At 72.2% G+C, this 16,783-nt stretch carries 10 protein-coding genes; 5 read left to right on the top strand and 5 right to left on the bottom strand.

Going from position 1 to position 16,783, the window contains the following annotated elements; translation table 11 throughout:
* Positions 1 to 62: 62 nt before the first annotated feature.
* The 4 genes from glgB to C5507_RS09525 form a co-directional block, all read right to left on the bottom strand.
* Positions 63 to 2,945, bottom strand: a complete 2,883-nt coding sequence (gene glgB / locus C5507_RS09540; RefSeq protein ID WP_104528291.1) for a 1,4-alpha-glucan branching protein GlgB — start codon at positions 2,943 to 2,945, stop codon at positions 63 to 65.
* A gap of 53 nt (positions 2,946 to 2,998) precedes the next feature.
* Positions 2,999 to 4,366, bottom strand: coding sequence for a maltokinase N-terminal cap-like domain-containing protein (locus C5507_RS09535; RefSeq protein WP_104528290.1), 1,368 nt, complete (start codon positions 4,364 to 4,366; stop codon positions 2,999 to 3,001).
* Positions 4,363 to 6,183 (bottom strand): maltose alpha-D-glucosyltransferase, encoded by a 1,821-nt coding sequence (treS, locus tag C5507_RS09530; protein WP_104528289.1) that lies wholly within the window; start codon positions 6,181 to 6,183, stop codon positions 4,363 to 4,365. The genes C5507_RS09535 and treS overlap by 4 nt, the downstream gene beginning before the upstream one ends.
* 101 nt (positions 6,184 to 6,284) lie before the next feature.
* Positions 6,285 to 8,318 carry an alpha-1,4-glucan--maltose-1-phosphate maltosyltransferase gene (locus tag C5507_RS09525; protein WP_104528288.1) on the bottom strand — a complete coding sequence of 678 codons (2,034 nt, stop codon included), beginning with the start codon at positions 8,316 to 8,318 and terminating at the stop codon, positions 6,285 to 6,287.
* Between the two features lie 158 nt (positions 8,319 to 8,476).
* Here C5507_RS09525 and glgP point away from each other — a divergent pair, with 158 nt between their 5' ends.
* A complete protein-coding gene (gene glgP, locus C5507_RS09520; protein WP_104528287.1) occupies positions 8,477 to 11,026 on the top strand; it encodes an alpha-glucan family phosphorylase in 2,550 nt (849 codons plus the stop codon).
* Positions 11,027 to 11,149: 123 nt separating this feature from the next.
* On the top strand, positions 11,150 to 12,112 hold the full coding sequence (locus tag C5507_RS09515; RefSeq protein WP_104528286.1) for an FHA domain-containing protein: 963 nt from the start codon (positions 11,150 to 11,152) through the stop codon (positions 12,110 to 12,112).
* 84 nt (positions 12,113 to 12,196) lie between these two features.
* Here the strand turns inward: C5507_RS09515 and glgX are convergent, their stop codons facing one another.
* Complete coding sequence (glgX, locus tag C5507_RS09510) at positions 12,197 to 14,371, bottom strand: glycogen debranching protein GlgX (protein ID WP_242611126.1); 2,175 nt, start codon at positions 14,369 to 14,371, stop codon at positions 12,197 to 12,199.
* A 71-nt stretch (positions 14,372 to 14,442) separates the two neighbouring features.
* On the opposite strand from glgX, the gene C5507_RS09505 reads away from it, so the two are divergent.
* The 3 genes from C5507_RS09505 to C5507_RS22670 all read left to right on the top strand — a co-directional run bounded on the left by C5507_RS09505 (position 14,443) and on the right by C5507_RS22670 (position 16,765).
* Positions 14,443 to 15,246 carry an ABC transporter ATP-binding protein gene (locus C5507_RS09505; RefSeq protein ID WP_242611125.1) on the top strand — a complete coding sequence of 268 codons (804 nt, stop codon included), beginning with the start codon at positions 14,443 to 14,445 and terminating at the stop codon, positions 15,244 to 15,246.
* A gap of 439 nt (positions 15,247 to 15,685) precedes the next feature.
* Complete coding sequence (locus C5507_RS09495) at positions 15,686 to 16,474, top strand: enoyl-CoA hydratase/isomerase family protein (protein WP_104528282.1); 789 nt, start codon at positions 15,686 to 15,688, stop codon at positions 16,472 to 16,474.
* 117 nt (positions 16,475 to 16,591) lie between these two features.
* On the top strand, positions 16,592 to 16,765 hold the full coding sequence (locus C5507_RS22670; protein WP_165400457.1) for an RGCVC family protein: 174 nt from the start codon (positions 16,592 to 16,594) through the stop codon (positions 16,763 to 16,765).
* Positions 16,766 to 16,783: the final 18 nt, after the last annotated feature.

Raw genomic sequence — 16,783 nt, 5'->3', positions numbered from 1 at the left:
GAACGGCCAGCCTTCAGGGACCCGCGCCGAGCTTGCGAGGCGTGGGGGGAAGGGTGGTCCTTCTACTCGTGCAGGAACCAGACGGTGCCCAGCGGCGGCGCGGAGATCGTCGCCGAGTACGGCTGGCCGTGCCACGGCTCGGCCAGGGCCTCGACGCCGCCGTAGTTGCCGACCCCGGAGCCGCCGTACCCCTCGGCGTCGCTGTTGAGCACCTCGCGCCACTGGCCGGCGCGCGGCAGGCCGATCCGGTACTCGGGGTGCGGGGCGCCGGAGAAGTTGACGACGCAGGCCAGCGCGGAGCCCTCCGTCGTACCGGCGGCGGCGCCGTCCTCGTCCGCGTCCGCCGCTGGGAGGGCGTCCTTCGGTGCCGCGCCGTACCGCAGGAACGACAGCACGTTGCCCGAGGCGTCGTTGGCGTCGATCCACTGGAAGCCGGCGGGGTCCACGTCCAGCGACCAGAGGGCGTCGAACTCCTTGTAGCGGCCGTTGAGGTCGGTGACCAGCTGCAGGATCCCGCGGTGCGCCGGGTCGTCGAGGTGCCACCAGTCCAGCGAGCGGCTCTCGGCCCACTCCGAGTCCTGGGCGAACTCCGACCCCATGAACAGCAGCTGCTTGCCGGGGTGCGCCCACATGTAGGCGAGGTAGGCCCGCAGGTTGGCCAGCTGCTGCCACCGGTCACCCGGCATCTTCCGCAGCATCGAGCCCTTGCCGTACACGACCTCGTCGTGGCTGATCGGCAGCACGAAGTTCTCGGTGTAGGCGTAGTGCATCGAGAACGTGAGCTGGCCGTGGTGGTAGCTGCGGTAGATCGGCTCGCGCTCGACGTAGGCCAGCGAGTCGTGCATCCAGCCCATGTTCCACTTGAAGCCGAAGCCCAGTCCCCCGAGGTGGGTGGGCCGGGTGACGCCCGGCCACGCGGTGGACTCCTCGGCGATGGTCATCACGCCGGGGACCTCGCGGTAGACGGTGGCGTTGAACTCCTGCAGGAAGGCCACCGCCTCGAGGTTCTCCCGGCCGCCGTACTTGTTGGGCAGCCACTCGGAGCGGGAGTAGTCCAGGTAGAGCATCGAGGCGACCGCGTCGACCCGGATGCCGTCGACGTGGAATTCCTTGCACCAGAACAGCGCGTTGGCGACCAGGAAGTTGCGGACCTCGGACCGGCCGAAGTCGAAGACGTAGGTGCCCCAGTCCAGCTGCTCGCCCCGGCGCGGGTCGCCGTGCTCGTACAGCGACGTGCCGTCGAAGCGGGCCAGCGCCCACTCGTCCTTGGGGAAGTGCGCCGGGACCCAGTCCACGATCACGCCGATGCCGGCCTGGTGGGCGCGGTCGATCAGGTAGCGGAGGTCGTCCGGGCTGCCGAAGCGCGACGTGGGCGCGTAGTAGGAGGTGACCTGGTAGCCCCAGGAGCCGCCGAAGGGGTGCTCGGCCAGCGGCATGAACTCGATGTGGGTGAAGCCGGCGGCGACGACGTAGTCGACCAGCTCGTCGGCGAGCTCGCGGTAGGACAGCCCCTGCCGCCACGAGCCGGCGTGCACCTCGTAGACGCTCATCGGCCGCTGGTGCCAGCCGGCCTCGGCGCGCGTGGCCAGCCACGCGTCGTCGCCCCACTCGTAGGTGGACTCCGTGACGACCGAGGCGTTGAGCGGGGGCACCTCGGTGGCGAAGGCGAGCGGGTCGGACTTCTCCCGCCAGGTGCCGTCGGCCCCGAGGACGTGGTAGCGGTAGCGGGTGCCCGCCTGGGCGCCCGGGATGAAGATCTCCCAGACCCCGGAGGAGCCGAGGTGGCGCATCGGGTAGGCGCGGGCCTCCCAGTAGTCGAAGTCGCCGGTGACCTTCACACCGCGGGCGCTGGGGGCCCAGACGGCGAAGGAGACGCCTTCGACGGTGCCCCGGGGCGTCTCGTAGCGGCGGACGTGCGCGCCGAGGACCTCCCACAGCCGCTCGTGACGGCCTTCGCGGATCAGGTGCTCGTCCAGCGGGCCCAGCGTGGGCAGCCAGCGGAACGGGTCGTCGACCGTGTGCGTGGTGGTGCCGCCCTCGCCGTCGCCGTAGGTGACCTCGATGCGGTAGTCACCTGGCTGGCGGGGGAGCGCCGCCTCGTAGATGCCCCCCTCGTGCAGCTGTCTCATCTCGTACCGGCTGCCGTCCTCGTCCAGGACGGCGACGGCGCGGGCGTCCGGGCGCAGCGTGCGCACAGCCCATCCACCTGCGGTGCGGTGCGCCCCGAGCACCCGGTGCGGGTCGCGGGACCAGCCCTCGACCACGGCCCGCAGGTCCTCGTCGGTGAACTCCTCGATCGCCTGGTCCTCGGCGGCCCCCGCGGTGGTGCCGCCGGCCTGCCCGCTGCCCGCGACCGCGACGTCCGAGGCCGGGGGAGCGGCGGCAGCCGGGGGAGCGGCGGCAGCCGGGGGAGCGGCGGCAGCCGCCGGTTCGGCAGCCCCCGGGGCGGCACCGCCGCTGTCCTGCGCGGGAGCCTCCGACGGCGCCTGCGGGGTGGGCGGCGTCGCCGGGTCGGGGTCGGGCGCGACCGGCTGGCCGGCCGGGGCGCCGGTGCCGTCCCCGGGCTCGGCGATCGGCGCGGGCGCGACCACGGGGTTGGCGGTGGTCTCGGTCTCCTCGCCACCGTGCTCCGGGGTCGCCTCGGTGGCGGTGGGCGCCGCGGCGACCTTCTTGGCCGTCGTGCGCTTGGCGGTCGTGGCCTTCTCCGCGGCGGCCTTCTTCGCCGGGGCCGCCTTCTTGGCGGCCGGGGCCTTCTTCGCGGCCGCCTTCTTGGCCGGCACCCTGTCGCCCACCGCCTTCTTCGCGGCGGTGCGCTTGGTCGTCCCGCCGGCCGCGGGGGCGTTCACCGGCGGCTCGCTGCCGGCGGCCGCCTCGGCCTGGGCGACCTTCTCCTCCACGGCACGCTGGAGGTCCTGCTTGCTCTGCGCGTGGTCGTCGGTCGTCATCGTTTCGCCGTCCTCGTCCGTTCTCGGTGCTCTGGTCCGTCGGTTCGCCTGCGTCAGTCGCGGTCGGCGATCCGGGACAACGACTGGAGCGGGATCATGAGCCAGTGCGGACGGTTCCTCGCCTCGTAGACGCATTCGTAAACCGCCTTGTCCGCCTCGAACGCCCGAAGGAGTGGTGACTCCCCGCACGGGTCGAGCCCGCTGGCCTCCGAGTAGCCCGCGCAGAAGGCGGCGCGATTGCGCGCCGCCCACTCCTGGGCGCGGTACTCGCGCTGGGTGTCCTCCGGCTGCTCCACCAGCAGGTGCCGGGCGGCGTAGTCGAAGCTGCGCAGCATGCCGGCGACGTCCCGCAGCGGGGTGTCCAGCTCCCGGCGGTCGGCCAGCGGGCGGGCCGGCTCGCCCTCGAAGTCGAGGATGATCCAGCCCGTCGCGGTCCGCAGCACCTGCCCCAGGTGGAGGTCGCCGTGCACCCGCTGGCGCACGACCCGCTCGTCGCTGTCGGCGACGGCGGCGTACAGCGCCCGCAGGCCGTCGGCGTGCTCGGCCAGCTGCGGCACGATCTCGATCGCCGCGTCCAGCCGCTCCGACATCTGCCGCGCCACGGTGGCGAACCAGTCGCGCGTCGCCTCCTCGGTCGGCAGGACGCGCGCCAGGTCGGCGTGCACGGAGGCGGTGGCCGCACCCAGCCGGCGGCTGTCGGCGGCGAAGTCCCCGCCCACCTCGTCGGCGTGCAGGTCGCCCTCGGCGTAGAGGTCCCGCACGCTCGCGGTGGCCAGCCGCCAGCCGTCGCTGGCGTTGGCCACGAAGGTCTGCAGCATCGCGACGGTGGCGGGCTCGCCGCCGGCCGCGTCGTCGATCTGGACGTGCCCCAGGAGCGGGGCGATGTGCTCGTTCTCCGTCCGGCGCAGCGCGGCGTGCACCTCGACGTCGGGGTTGAGCCCCGGTTCCAGCCGGCGGAACAGCTTGAGGATCGCCTCCTGGCCGTAGACCAGCGAGGTGTTGCTCTGCTCGGTGGAGACGATGTCGCCGGGCAGCCCCTCGGGGATGTGCCCCTCGTCGGCGGGGGAGAAGTGCATCGGGCCGATGGAGGACCCCTGGGCCAGGTGGATCAGCCACGGCGCGGTCGACTCGCGGTCGCGCATCGCGTCGTAGGCGTAGGTCTCGTTGCCCTCGCTGGCGACCGCGCCGACGAACGCCGACTCCAGGTCCTCGGCCTGCTGGTCCCGCCAGGAGAGCGGCACCAGGTAGGTGTCACGCCCGCCGTCGGTGTACTCGATCCGCACCCGGTGCACCGACAGCACCGGGTTGCCGCGGTCGAGGAAGAACCCGTCCTCGGTGACGTCGGCCCACTCCCGGCCCTTGCCGCCGAACCACCGCTGCTGCGGGATCCACTCGCGGAACAGGTCGGTCAGTGCCTTCATCGCGTGCCTCCGGACTCGTCGGTCGGGGTCTCCTCGGCGGCGCTGACCACCCCGGCGGCCAACAGCGAGTCGGCCACGGAGCTGGAGGTGGCGCTGGCCCAGTCCTCGGTCTCCTCGACGACCGGCTCGGTCGGCTTGGAGAGCTCGAACCAGTAGAAGCCGTGCCCGGCGAGGGTGAGCATGTAGGGCAGGACGCCGATCTGCGGGAACTCCACCCGGCCGGTCAGCTCCACGGGCGTGTAGCCCTCGAAGCGGCGCAGGTCGAGCTCCACCGGCTGCGGGAACCGCGACAGGTTGTTCACGCACAGCACGACGTCGTCGCCGAACTCGCGGACGAAGGACAGCACCGTGGGGTTGCGCGAGCCGATCTCGGCGTAGCTGCCGAGCCCGAACGTGGGGTGCTGGCCGCGGACCTGGATCATCCGGCGGAGCCACTGCAGCAGGGAGTTGGTGTTGCGCAGCTGCGACTCGACGTTGGTGACCTGGTAGCCGTACACGGGGTCGGCGTTCAGCGGCAGGTACATCCGCTGCGGGTCGGCGGTGGAGAAGCCGCCGTTGCGGTCCGGCGTCCACTGCATCGGGGTGCGGACGCCGTCACGGTCACCGAGCCAGATGTTGTCCCCCATGCCGATCTCGTCGCCGTAGTAGAGGACGGGCGAGCCGGGCAGCGACAGCAGCAGCGCGTTGAACAGCTCGAGGGTGTTGACGTCGTTGTCCAGCAGCGGGGCCAGCCGGCGACGGATGCCGATGTTGGCCTTCATGCGGGGGTCCTTGGCGTACTCGCCCCACATGTAGTCGCGCTCTTCGTCGGTGACCATCTCGAGCGTCAGCTCGTCGTGGTTGCGCAGGAAGACGCCCCACTGGCAGTTGTCCGGGATGTCCGGCGTCTGCGCCATGATCTCCGAGATCGGGAAGCGCTGCTCCCGGCGCACGGCCATGAACAGGCGCGGCATGACCGGGAAGTGGAAGGCCATCTGGCACTCGTCGCCGTTCTCGCCGAAGTACTCGACGACGTCGGCCGGCCACTGGTTGGCCTCGCACAGCAGCACCGTGTCCGGGTAGTTCGCGTCGACGACCTTGCGCACCTCCTTGAGGAACTCGTGGGTGCGCGGCAGGTTCTCGCAGTTGGTGCCCTCCTCCTCGAAGAGGTAGGGCACGGCGTCGAGCCGGAAGCCGTCGATGCCGAGGTCCAGCCAGAAGCGCAGCGCGTCGATGATCGCCTCGCGCACCTTCGGGTTCTCGAAGTTGAGGTCCGGCTGGTGGGAGAAGAAGCGGTGCCAGAAGTACTGCTTGCGCACCGGGTCGAACGTCCAGTTCGAGCTCTCGGTGTCGACGAAGATGATCCGGGCGTCGGCGTAGCCGGTGTCGTCGTCGGCCCATACATAAAAATCCCCGTAGTCGCCTTCCGGATCGCTGCGGGAGGCCTGGAACCACGGGTGCTGGTCCGAGGTGTGGTTCATGACGAAGTCGATGATCACGCGCATGCCGCGGGCGTGGGCCTCGTCGAGGAACTCGTGGAAGTCCTCGATGTTGCCGAACTCCGGCAGCACCGCGGTGTAGTCGCTGACGTCGTAGCCGCCGTCGCGCAGCGGTGAGGCGAAGAACGGCGGCAGCCACAGGCAGTCCACGCCGAGCCACTGCAGGTAGTCCAGCTTGTCGATCATGCCGCGGAGGTCGCCCACACCGTCGGCATTGCTGTCGGCGAACCCGCGGACCAGCACCTCGTAGAAGACGGCGCGCTTGTACCACTCGGGATCCGACCCGGGCGGGGGGAGCGCGGAGTGGGCGGCAGGGGAGTCGGGGACGGGAACGGTCATCGACGCGTATGCCTCGTTCAGGTAGTGGATGGGCGGTCGGTGGCCCGCGTGCAGGGGCCCGTCCCGAGCGTGCGAGCGATGGGGGGCAGGCGGGTCCTTTCTCAGTCGACCGGCGGCGGGAACTGCACGGGCCGCGGGAAGCTGATCCCGAAGACGTGCGCGGGCTCCCGGTAGGGGTCGAGCTCGACGTAGTTGAACTGGCCCCAGTCGTACCGGGCGCCGGTGAGCTCGTCGGTGACCGCGAAGCGCTCGTGCCAGTCCAGGCCGAGCGTCGGCAGATCCAGTGCCGTCGTCCCGATCTGGGTGTTGTGGCTCGAGAGGTTGACGACCACGAGGACGGCGTCGGCCGAACCAGGGTCGGTCTTGGTGAAGCAGAGCAGGTTCGGGTTGTCGACCTGGTGGAACCGCAGCGTGCGCAGCTGCTGCAGCGCGGGATGGGCGCGCCGGATCTCGTTGAGTCGCCGCAGGTAGGGGGCCAGGCTCCGGCCGCTGGCCTCGGCGCCGGCCCAGTCACGTGGGCGCAGCCGGTACTTCTCGCTGTCGAGGTACTCCTCGCTGCCCGGCTTGACCGCCACGTGCTCGAACAGCTCGAAGCCGGAGTAGACGCCCCAGGTGGGGCTGAGCATCGAGGCGAGCACCGCTCGGATCTTGAACATCGGCGGGCCGCCGAACTGCAGCGACTCGTGGAGGATGTCCGGGGTGTTCACGAAGAAGTTCGGCCGCATGTAGTGCGAGTTCGTGGCGAGCTCGCGCCCGTACTCCTCGATCTCGCCGCGCTCGGTCCGCCACGTGAAGTACGTGTAGGACTGCGTGAAGCCCAGCCGGGCCAGCTGGTGCATCATCGCCGGCCGGGTGAACGCCTCGGCGAGGAAGAGCACGTCCGGGTGGCTCTGCTTGACGTCCCAGATCAGCCAGTGCCAGAAGTTCAGCGGCTTGGTGTGCGGATTGTCGACCCGGAAGATCGTCACCCCGGCGTCGATCCACACCTGGATCACCCGCCGGCACTCGGCGTAGATGCCCTCGGGGTCGTTGTCGAAGTTGACCGGGTAGATGTCCTGGTACTTCTTCGGCGGGTTCTCCGCGTAGGCGATCGTGCCGTCGGGCTTGGTGGTGAACCACTCCGGGTGCGCCTCCACCCAGGGGTGGTCCGGGGCCGCCTGGAGCGCGAAGTCCAGCGCCACCTCCATGCCCAGCTCGCGGGTGCGCTCGACGAAGGCCTCGAAGTCCTCCATCGTGCCCAGTTGCGGGTGGACGGCGTCGTGACCGCCCTCGGCGCTGCCGATGGCCCAGGGCGAGCCGACGTCGTCGGGGCCGATCTCGTGCGGGTTGCCGCCGGGGAACTGGGCGGTGTTCGGGCCCTTGCGGTTCACCGTGCCGATCGGGTGGATCGGCGGCAGGTAGACGATGTCGAAGCCCATGTCGGCGACCGCCGGCAGGCGGTCGGCGGCGGTGGCGAACGTGCCGTGCGTCGGGATGCCGCCGACGACGGGGCCCTCCGAGCGCGGGAAGAACTCGTACCAGGAGCCGAACAGCGCCTCTCTGCGGTCCACCCACACCTCGTAGCGCGGTGAGGAGGTGAGCAGCTCGCGCACGGGGTGCTCGTAGAGGTAGCGCTGCAGACCCGCGGCCAGCGCCGGCGCGATGCGCACGGTGAGCTCCTGCGAGGTGTCGCGCAGCGCCTCGGCCGCGGCGGTGACCCGCCCGCGCCAGTCGTCGCCGGCCTCGGCGGCGACGCGCTCGAGCAGGCGTGCGCCCTCCTCGAGGTCGTTGGCCAGCTCCTCGGCGCCCTGGCCGGCCTCGACCTTGACCTCGACGGCGTGCCGCCAGGTGGCCAGCGGGTCGCTCCAGGCCTCGATCCGGAAGGACCAGCGACCCTCGCGGTCGGGCACGACGGTGGTGAGCCAGCGGTCGGGCTGCTCGCCGTACTTCTCGAGTCGGCGCAGCGGGCCGGCGTCGCCGTCCTCGCCGGGCGCCGACCAGACCACGTTCGCGGCGACGGCGTCGTGGCCCTCGCGGAAGATCGTGGCCGTGATCGGCACGTGTTCGCCGACGACCGCACGGGCCGAGAACGACCCGCAGGACACGACAGGGGCGACATCGGTGATGCCGAGGCGGAGATCAGCGCGGCCAGTCATCGCCCCAACGCTATCCACCTGCCGCCTCACCAGCATCTCGACCGGCGAACTGCCCCTCCCGCCTCACCCGTTGGAGGCTGCGGGCGCCGCGCCGTCGGGCTGCCCGGCGAGGACGCGGACATCCTGACGGGTGGCCCGGGTCTGGTTAGTCTCGACCGGTGCGAGCTCTTCGTCGGTTCACCGTCCGCGCGGCTCTGCCAGAACCGCTCCTCCCTCTCTCCCAGCTGGTGGTGAACCTCCGCTGGTCCTGGCACCCCGAGACCAGGGATCTCTTCGAGGCGCTCGATCCCGCCCTGTGGCAGAGCTGCGGGGGCGATCCGGTGCGCGCGCTGGGGGAGGTCTCGGCGCAGCGGCTGGCCCAGCTCGCCGGGGACCGGCGCTTCGTCCGCCGGCTGACCGACGCCGTCGACGACCTGGAGGAGTACCTCTCCACGCCCCGCTGGTACCAGTCGCTGGGCGCCGAGGCGCCGCAGACGATCGCCTACTTCTCCGCCGAGTTCGGCATCACCGAGGTGCTGCCGCAGTACTCCGGGGGGCTGGGCATCCTGGCCGGCGACCACCTGAAGGCCGCGTCCGACCTCGGCGTCCCGCTGATCGGGGTGGGGCTGCTCTACCGGGCCGGCTACTTCAGCCAGGGGCTGTCGGCCGACGGCTGGCAGCTGGAGCACTACCCGTCGCTGGACCCGCACGGCCTGCCGATCAAGCTGCTGCGCCAGGCCGACGGTTCGGCCGTCGTCATCACCGTCCCGCTGCCCGAGGGCCGGACCCTGCACGCGCACGTGTGGCGGGCGCAGGTCGGCCGGGTGTCGCTGCTGCTGCTGGACAGCGACATCGAGGAGAACGCGCCCGCCGAGCGCCTGGTCACCGACCGCCTCTACGGGGGCGACGAGGACCACCGCCTGCGCCAGGAGATGCTGCTCGGCATCGGCGGCGTCCGCGCCCTGCGCGCCTACTGCTCCCTGACCGGCACCGCGATGCCTGAGGTGTTCCACGCCAACGAGGGGCACGCCGGTTTCCAGGGCGTCGAGCGCATCCGCGAGCTGAGCGAGGCCCACGGGCTCAGCTTCACCGAGGCGCTGCAGGCGGTCCGCGCCGGCACGGTGTTCACCACGCACACGCCGGTGCCCGCCGGCATCGACCGGTTCCCGAAGGCGCTCATCGAGCGCTACTTCGCCGGCTTCGGCGTCCCACTGGAGCACCTCCTGCCGCTCGGCGCCGAGGAGGACCCGGCGAAGTTCAACATGGCGCACATGGGGCTGCGCCTCGGTCAGCGGGCAAACGGCGTGAGCCGGCTGCACGGCGAGGTCAGCCGGGGCATGTTCAGCCGCCTGTGGCCGGGCTTCGACCAGGGCGACGTCCCGATCGGGTCGATCACCAACGGTGTGCACGCACCCACCTGGACCGCCCGCGAGCTGGTCGACATGGGCACCCAGAGCTCGGCCCAGGGCGACCCGGTCGAGGTCGACGGCGACGTGCACTTCGACGGCGTGGACGGCATCGCGGCCGCGGACCTGTGGTCCGTCCGGCGCACGCTGCGCTCGCGGCTGGTCACCGAGGTGCGCCGCCGGATCCGGGAGACGGCGCTGTCGCGGGGCGCGACCGAGGCCGAGGTCGGCTGGACCGACACCGCCTTCGACCCCGACGTCCTCACCATCGGGTTCGCCCGCCGGGTCCCGTCCTACAAGCGGCTCACCCTGATGCTGCGCGACCCGGAGCGGCTCAAGGCGCTGCTGCTGGACCCCGAGCGGCCGATCCAGCTCGTCATCGCCGGCAAGAGCCACCCGGCCGACGACGGCGGCAAGAAGCTGATCCAGCAGATGGTCGCCTTCGCCGACGACCCGGAGATCCGGCACCGGATCGCGTTCCTGCCCGGCTACGACATCGGCATGGCGCGCTACCTGTACTGGGGTTGCGACGTCTGGCTGAACAACCCGCTGCGGCCGCTGGAGGCCTGCGGGACGTCCGGCATGAAGGCCGCGCTGAACGGCGGGCTGAACCTCTCCATCCGCGACGGCTGGTGGGACGAGTGGTTCGACGGCCAGAACGGCTGGGCCATCCCGACGGCCGACGGCGTCAGCGACGCCGACCGGCGCGACGAGGTGGAGGCGCGCGCCATCTACGACCTGCTGGACAACCAGGTCCTGCCGCGCTTCTACGAGCGCGACCGCGACGGGATCCCGGGGCGGTGGGTCGAGATGGTGCGGCACACGCTGCGCGAGACCGGCCCGAAGGTGCTGGCCACGCGGATGGTGCGCGACTACGTGCGCCGGCTCTACGTCCCGGCGGCGGGCTCGGCCCGGACCATGGCCGCGGACGGCTACGCCCCGGCCCGCACCGAGGCGGCCTGGCGGGCGCACCTGCTGCACAACTGGCACGACGTGCGGGTGGCGCACGTCGAGGCGACCGGCGCCAAGGACACCCCGGAGATCGGGTCGACGCTGGCGTTGCGCGCCGAGGTGGAGCTGCCGGGTCTGGAACCATCCGACGTCGAGGTGCAGGCGGCCTACGGACGCGTCGACGACGCCGACGGGCTGCACGACGTGACCTCGGTGGCGATGGCGCACGAGCAGACGGACGGGTCGCGGCACTGGTTCACCGCGACGGTCCCGCTCGAGCGGACCGGCGCGTTCGGCTACACCGTGCGAGTCCTCCCGCACTCGCAGTACCTGGCCGATCCGGCGGAGCTCGGCGTGGTGAGCACGGCGTGAACCGGACTCAGCGGACACTTGCTCCACACGGGTCCCAGCGACACCGTGTGACGTCGTGATGGCCCGGCGTGGCGCTGCTGACCGGGGCGCCGAGACCGCTCCGACATCACTAGGCTGACGCCCATGCCCGACCGCTGTGAAGTCCTCCCCGGAGACGCCGTCGTCGCCCGCAGTGGCGGCGGCCTGCTGTGGGTCGACGCACCCGGCTCGCCCGCCCTCGTGTCCGCCCTGCACGCCTGCCTCGGCGTTTCGGGGCCGGGCGCCGACCGCGTGCTGGCCGCCGTGGCCGGCCAGGTGAGCTCGCTCGCCTCGGGTGGCGCGTCCTTCGCCCTCGTCCTCGCGACCGACACCGGCTCCGGTGTCGCGCTGTGGGGCGGCAAGGGCCAGCCGGCCGTCGACGGCGTCCCCGTGTCCGGTTCGTCGGTGGAGGGCGGCACGCTGGCCTCCGGCTTCGCGCTGGGCCAGACCCTCTACGTCGGCCCCGGCCAGTCCGCGCCGCGCACGCCGCCCGGTGTCAGCTTCGACCTCGTCGAGGGCACCGTGCCCGGCGGCGGGGCCACGCTGCACCTGGCCGCGCCGGCACCCTCGGCCGCCACGGCCACGTCGGCCGCGCCGGCGCAGTCGCCGTTCTCGGCGCCGTCGGACGCCGGCTTCGGCGCCTCCCGCGGGTCGTCGGCGGCGTCGTCCGCCCGTCCGGAGTCCGGCGAGCAGACGGCGTTCTGGCGGCCCGACGCCGACTCCGCCGTGCCGATCCTGCGGTTCGACGACGGCATGGTCGTCACGATCGACGAGGACCTGGTCCTCGGTCGTCGCCCCGACAACCACGAGATGGTCACCAGCGGCTCGGCCCGCGCGGTGCCCATCGCCGACACCCAGAACGTGCTGTCGTCGGCGCACGCCGCGCTGACCCGTTCCGGCCGCGAGGTGTCGCTGGTCGACCTCGGCTCGCTCAACGGCACGCACGTCGCCGGCCCCGAGGCCACCGAGTGGACGCAGCTGGAGCCGGGTGTGGCCCACCCGCTCTCCGACGGCGACCGCCTGCTGCTGGGCTGGACCGTCATCACCTTCGAGCAGCCGCAGGAGTAGCTCTCCGCACGGTTGAACGCACGAGGCCCAGAACCGCACCGGTTCTGGGCCTCGTGCGTTCAACCGCATCGGTCGACGCGTCGGTCAGGGACGGCGTTCGACGCGGAAGAGCCAGACGCAGCGACCGGGCATGACCAGCGGGCCGGGCGCCACGAAGGTCGGCTCGGGCGGCGCGCCGGTCGGGTACTCGGTGGACAGCACCAGCTCGTAGCCGTCGGCCCACGGCGGCCCGGGCAGCTCGACCGTCACGGGGTCGGGTCCGGCGTGCAGCTGCACCAGGTAGGAGTCGTCCACCAGCGGGTGGCCGTGCTCGTCGCGGTGCCGGATCCCGCGCCCGTCGAGGTACATGCCGATCGTCTGCAGCCCGGTGTCGAACCAGTCCCCGGTGCTCAGCTGGCCCCCACCGGGCGCGAACCAGGCCAGGTCGCGCGTGCCGCCGGTGCCCGGCAGCTCGTGGCCCTCGAAGAACGCCTCCTGGCGCAGCACCGGGGCGGCGCGGCGCAGCCGCACCAGCCGGGTGGTGAAGGCCAGCAGGTCGGAGTCGACGGCGTCCCAGTCCAGCCACGAGATCTCGTTGTCCTGGCAGTAGGCGTTGTTGTTGCCGCCCTGGGTGCGGCCCAGCTCGTCGCCGGCGGTCACCATCGGCACACCGGTGGACAGCAGCAGCGTCGTCAGCAGGTTGCGCACCTGGCGGCCCCGCAGCTCGAGGACGTCCGGGTCGTCGGTGGGGCCCTCGACGCCGCAGTTCCAGTTCCTGTTGTGGCTCTCGCCGTCCCGGTTGTCCTCGCCGTTGGCCTCGTTGAGCTTGTGCTCGTAGGTGACGAGGTCGGCCATGGGGAAGCCGTCGTGCGCGGTCACGAAGTTGATGCTCGCGAAGGGGCGTCGGCCGTCGGAGCGGTAGAGGTCCGAGGAGCCGGTGAGCCGGTAGGCGAGGTCGCGGACGCCGACCTTGGCGCCGGACCACACGTCGCGCACGGTGTCGCGGTACTTGCCGTTCCACTCCGTCCACGGCGGCGGGAAGTTGCCCACCTGGTAACCGCCCTCGCCGACGTCCCACGGTTCGGCGATGAGCTTCACCTGGCTGACCACCGGGTCCTGGTGCACGACGTCGAAGAACGCCGACAGCCGGTCCACGTCGTGCATGGAGCGGGCCAGGGCCGAGGCCAGGTCGAACCGGAAACCGTCGACGTGCATCTCGGTGACCCAGTAGCGCAGCGAGTCCATGAGCAGCCCGAGCACGGCCGGACGGCGGACGTCGAGGGTGTTCCCGCAGCCGGTGTAGTCGGTGTAGCGGGCCCGGTTGCCGCCGTCGAGCCGGTAGTAGCCGGCGTTGTCGATGCCCCTGAACGACAGGGTCGGGCCGCTGTGGTCGCCCTCGGCGGTGTGGTTGTAGACGACGTCGAGGATCACCTCGATGCCGGCGGCGTGCAGCTCGCGCACCATCGTCTTGAACTCGGTGACCTGCTGGCCGCCGCTGCCTGCGGAGCTGAAGCCGGCGTGCGGGGCGAAGTATCCGAGGGTGTTGTAGCCCCAGAAGTTGGTCAGCCCGCGGCGCAGCAGGTGCGGCTCGCTGACGAAGTGGTGCACCGGCAGCAGCTCGACCGCGGTGACGCCGAGGGAGAGCAGGTGGTCGATGAAGGCCGGGTGCGCCAGCCCCGCGTAGGTGCCGCGCAGGTGCGGCGGCACGTCGGGGTGCCGCGCGGTCGCGCCCTTGACGTGGACCTCGTAGATGACGGTGTCGGACCACGAGCGGCGCAGCGGCCGGTCGCCGTCCCACGGGAAGGGGTCGTGGACGACGACGCCGCGCGGCACGTAGGGGGCGGAGTCCTGCTCGTCCGGGACGGCGGAGTCCACGGTCTCGTAGGGGTGGCCGAACAGCGCCGTGTGCAGCCGCAGCTCGCCGTCGACCGCGCGCGCGTACGGGTCCAGCAGGAGCTTGTGCGGGTTGTAGCGCAGCCCGCTGAACGGGTCGTAGCCGCCGTGCACCCGGTAGCCGTAGTGCTGCCCGGGGCCGACGCCGGGCATCCGCCCGTGCCACACCTGGTGGGTGGTCTCCTCCAGGCGGTGGCGGTGCTCGGTGCCGTCGGCGTCGAAGAGGCAGAGGTCCACGGCGGCCGCCCCTGCCGACCACAGCGCGAAGTTCGTCCCCCGCCCGTCCCACGTCGCTCCCAGCGGGGCCGGGGTGCCGGGTAGCAGGCCCGGGACCGGACCGTGGGCATGGCCGTGCGGGTGGTGTCCGGCGCGGTAGTTGTCGGTCACGGCGCGATCGTGCCCTCTCCGATCCCGGACGTGGCGCAACGCGGACCGGAGAAGGTTGATTGGATGGGGGCGTGTCTAGCTCAGGCGCCTCCGAGGGGGCCGTCGTACGGATGACCGGGGTGGACGTCGTCCGGGGGCAGAACCACCTGCTCAGGGGCGTCGACTGGCGGGTGGAGGCCGACCAGCGATGGGTCGTGCTCGGGCCCAACGGGGCGGGGAAGACGACGCTCATGCAGCTGGCCGGAGCACTGCTGCACCCCACGCGCGGTGAGGTCCGGCTGCTGGGGGAGACCCTCGGCGCCGTCGACGTCTTCGAGCTGCGGCCGCGGATCGGCCTGACCAGCGCCTCCCTGGCGCAGCGGATCTCCCCGTCGGAGAAGACCGGCGACATCGTGGTGTCCGCCGGGTACGCCGTCGTGGGCCGGTGGCGGGAGCGCTACGACGTCCACGACCTCACCCGCGCCGGCATCCTCATGCAGCAGTGGGGCGTCGCCCAGTACGCGCACCGTCCCTTCGGCACCCTGAGCGAGGGCGAGCGCAAGCGCACCCAGATCGCCCGCGCGCTGATGCCCGACCCCGAGCTCCTGCTGCTCGACGAGCCCGGGGCCGGCCTGGACCTCGGCGGCCGCGAGGACCTGGTCGCGCGCCTGTCGGACCTCGCCAGGTATCACTACGCGCCGGCGCAGGTGCTGGTCACCCACCACGTCGAGGAGATCCCGCCGGGCTACACCCACGCCCTGCTGCTGCGCGACGGCGACGTCGTCGCCTCGGGGGCCGCCGACGACGTCCTCACCTCCGCCGCCCTGTCGGACACCTTCGGGCTCGCCCTGTCGCTGACCCGCACCGACGGCCGCTTCACCGCCCGCCGCGCCTGACGTCCTGGTGCCCGTCGACTGCGCGAAGCTGTTCGCCCTCGGTCAGCGTTTCGGGCGAGATGGCTCCCTGGTGCTGGAGGACGTCGGCGCCGAGATCACTGACCGGGAGCTGCACCTGGGGACCTTCCGACCGGAGCAGCCGGTGGCGTTCCGGATCCAGGAGAAGCGGATGCTCGGCGACGTGGTGGGTCCCCGGGGCGCCGGCGATGCCGCACCGCAGGGGGTACTGCCCGGTGCCCGGCTCGTGGGACGGCAGCGACCTCCGCGTCCCGAAGGGCACGTACCGGACCTGCGTGACCTCCCAGATCCGGGGAGCGCTCGACGCCGCCCGGGTGCCGCGCTCTTGCGCACGAATGCGGCCACGGGGCGGCTGATTCCGACGTTCGTGCGCCTGCGGGCGGATCGGGCGCACTCGGACCTGCCTGGCTAGGGTGCGGCCATGTCTGGAGCGCCCGAGTTCGTGACCCTGCAAGTGGAGGACGGGGTGGGCACGATCCGCCTCGACCGGCCGAAGATGAACGCGATCGACGAGCAGCTGCACCTGGAGGTGCGCGCCGCCGCGACCGAGGCCGCCGGCCGGGACGACGTCCGCGCCGTGGTGGTCTACGGCGGCGAGCGGGTGTTCGCCGCCGGCGCCGACATCAAGGCGATGTCGCAGCTGGACGCCGCGTCGATGCAGTCCTGGGGCGCCGAGCTGCAGGAGTCGTTCCGGACCCTCGCCCGCCTGCCCAAGCCGGTGATCGCCGCGATCACCGGTTACGCGCTCGGCGGCGGCTACGAGCTGGCCCTGTGCGCCGACTTCCGGGTGCTCGGCGCCTCCGCCAAGATCGGCCAGCCGGAGATCCTGCTCGGGATCATCCCCGGCGCCGGCGGCACCCAGCGGCTGGCCCGCCTCGTCGGCCCGGCCAAGGCCAAGGACCTCGTCTTCACCGGCCGGCACGTCGGGGCCGAGGAGGCGCTGGAGATCGGGCTGGCCGACGCCGTCGTGCCCGACGACGAGGTGTACCCGACCGCGGTCGCCATGGCGAAGAAGTTCGCCGCCGGCCCGCCGTTGGCCCTGGCCGCCGCGAAGCAGGCCATCGACGGGGGCCTCGACGGTTCGCTCGACGAGGGGCTCGCCCTGGAGACCCGGCTGTTCGCCGGTCTCTTCGACAGCGAGGACCAGAAGACCGGCATGCGCTCGTTCCTCGAGAGCGGCCCCGGCAAGGCCACCTTCACCGGTAGCTGAACCGTGGCCGTGTCGAAGCGCGCCCCGGCGTAGCGTCGGGGTCGTTCTGGTTCACGTCGAGCGCCGGCCCCGCGCCGGCGCCGGACCGGGAGCACGAACGCAGAGTCAGGTCGTCCCATGGCATCCGCCCCGTCCGTCACCGACGTCCCCACCGGTACCGCGGTGACGTCGTGCCCGGTCTGCCCGCACGCACTGGCCGACCACGACCGCATCTCGCTGCGCTTCTGCCAGGCGACGCAGGTCCAGCTCAGCGCCGGGGCCGGGACCCACGGCTGCGTCTGCCCGTCCTGACCGGGGAGGGGTGCGCGA

Origin of the sequence: Blastococcus saxobsidens (assembly GCF_002938435.1) — a bacterium.
Lineage (GTDB): Bacteria > Actinomycetota > Actinomycetes > Mycobacteriales > Geodermatophilaceae > Blastococcus > Blastococcus saxobsidens.
Note: the sequence above shows the minus strand (reverse complement) of the source record. Positions and strands in the feature narration are given on the sequence as shown.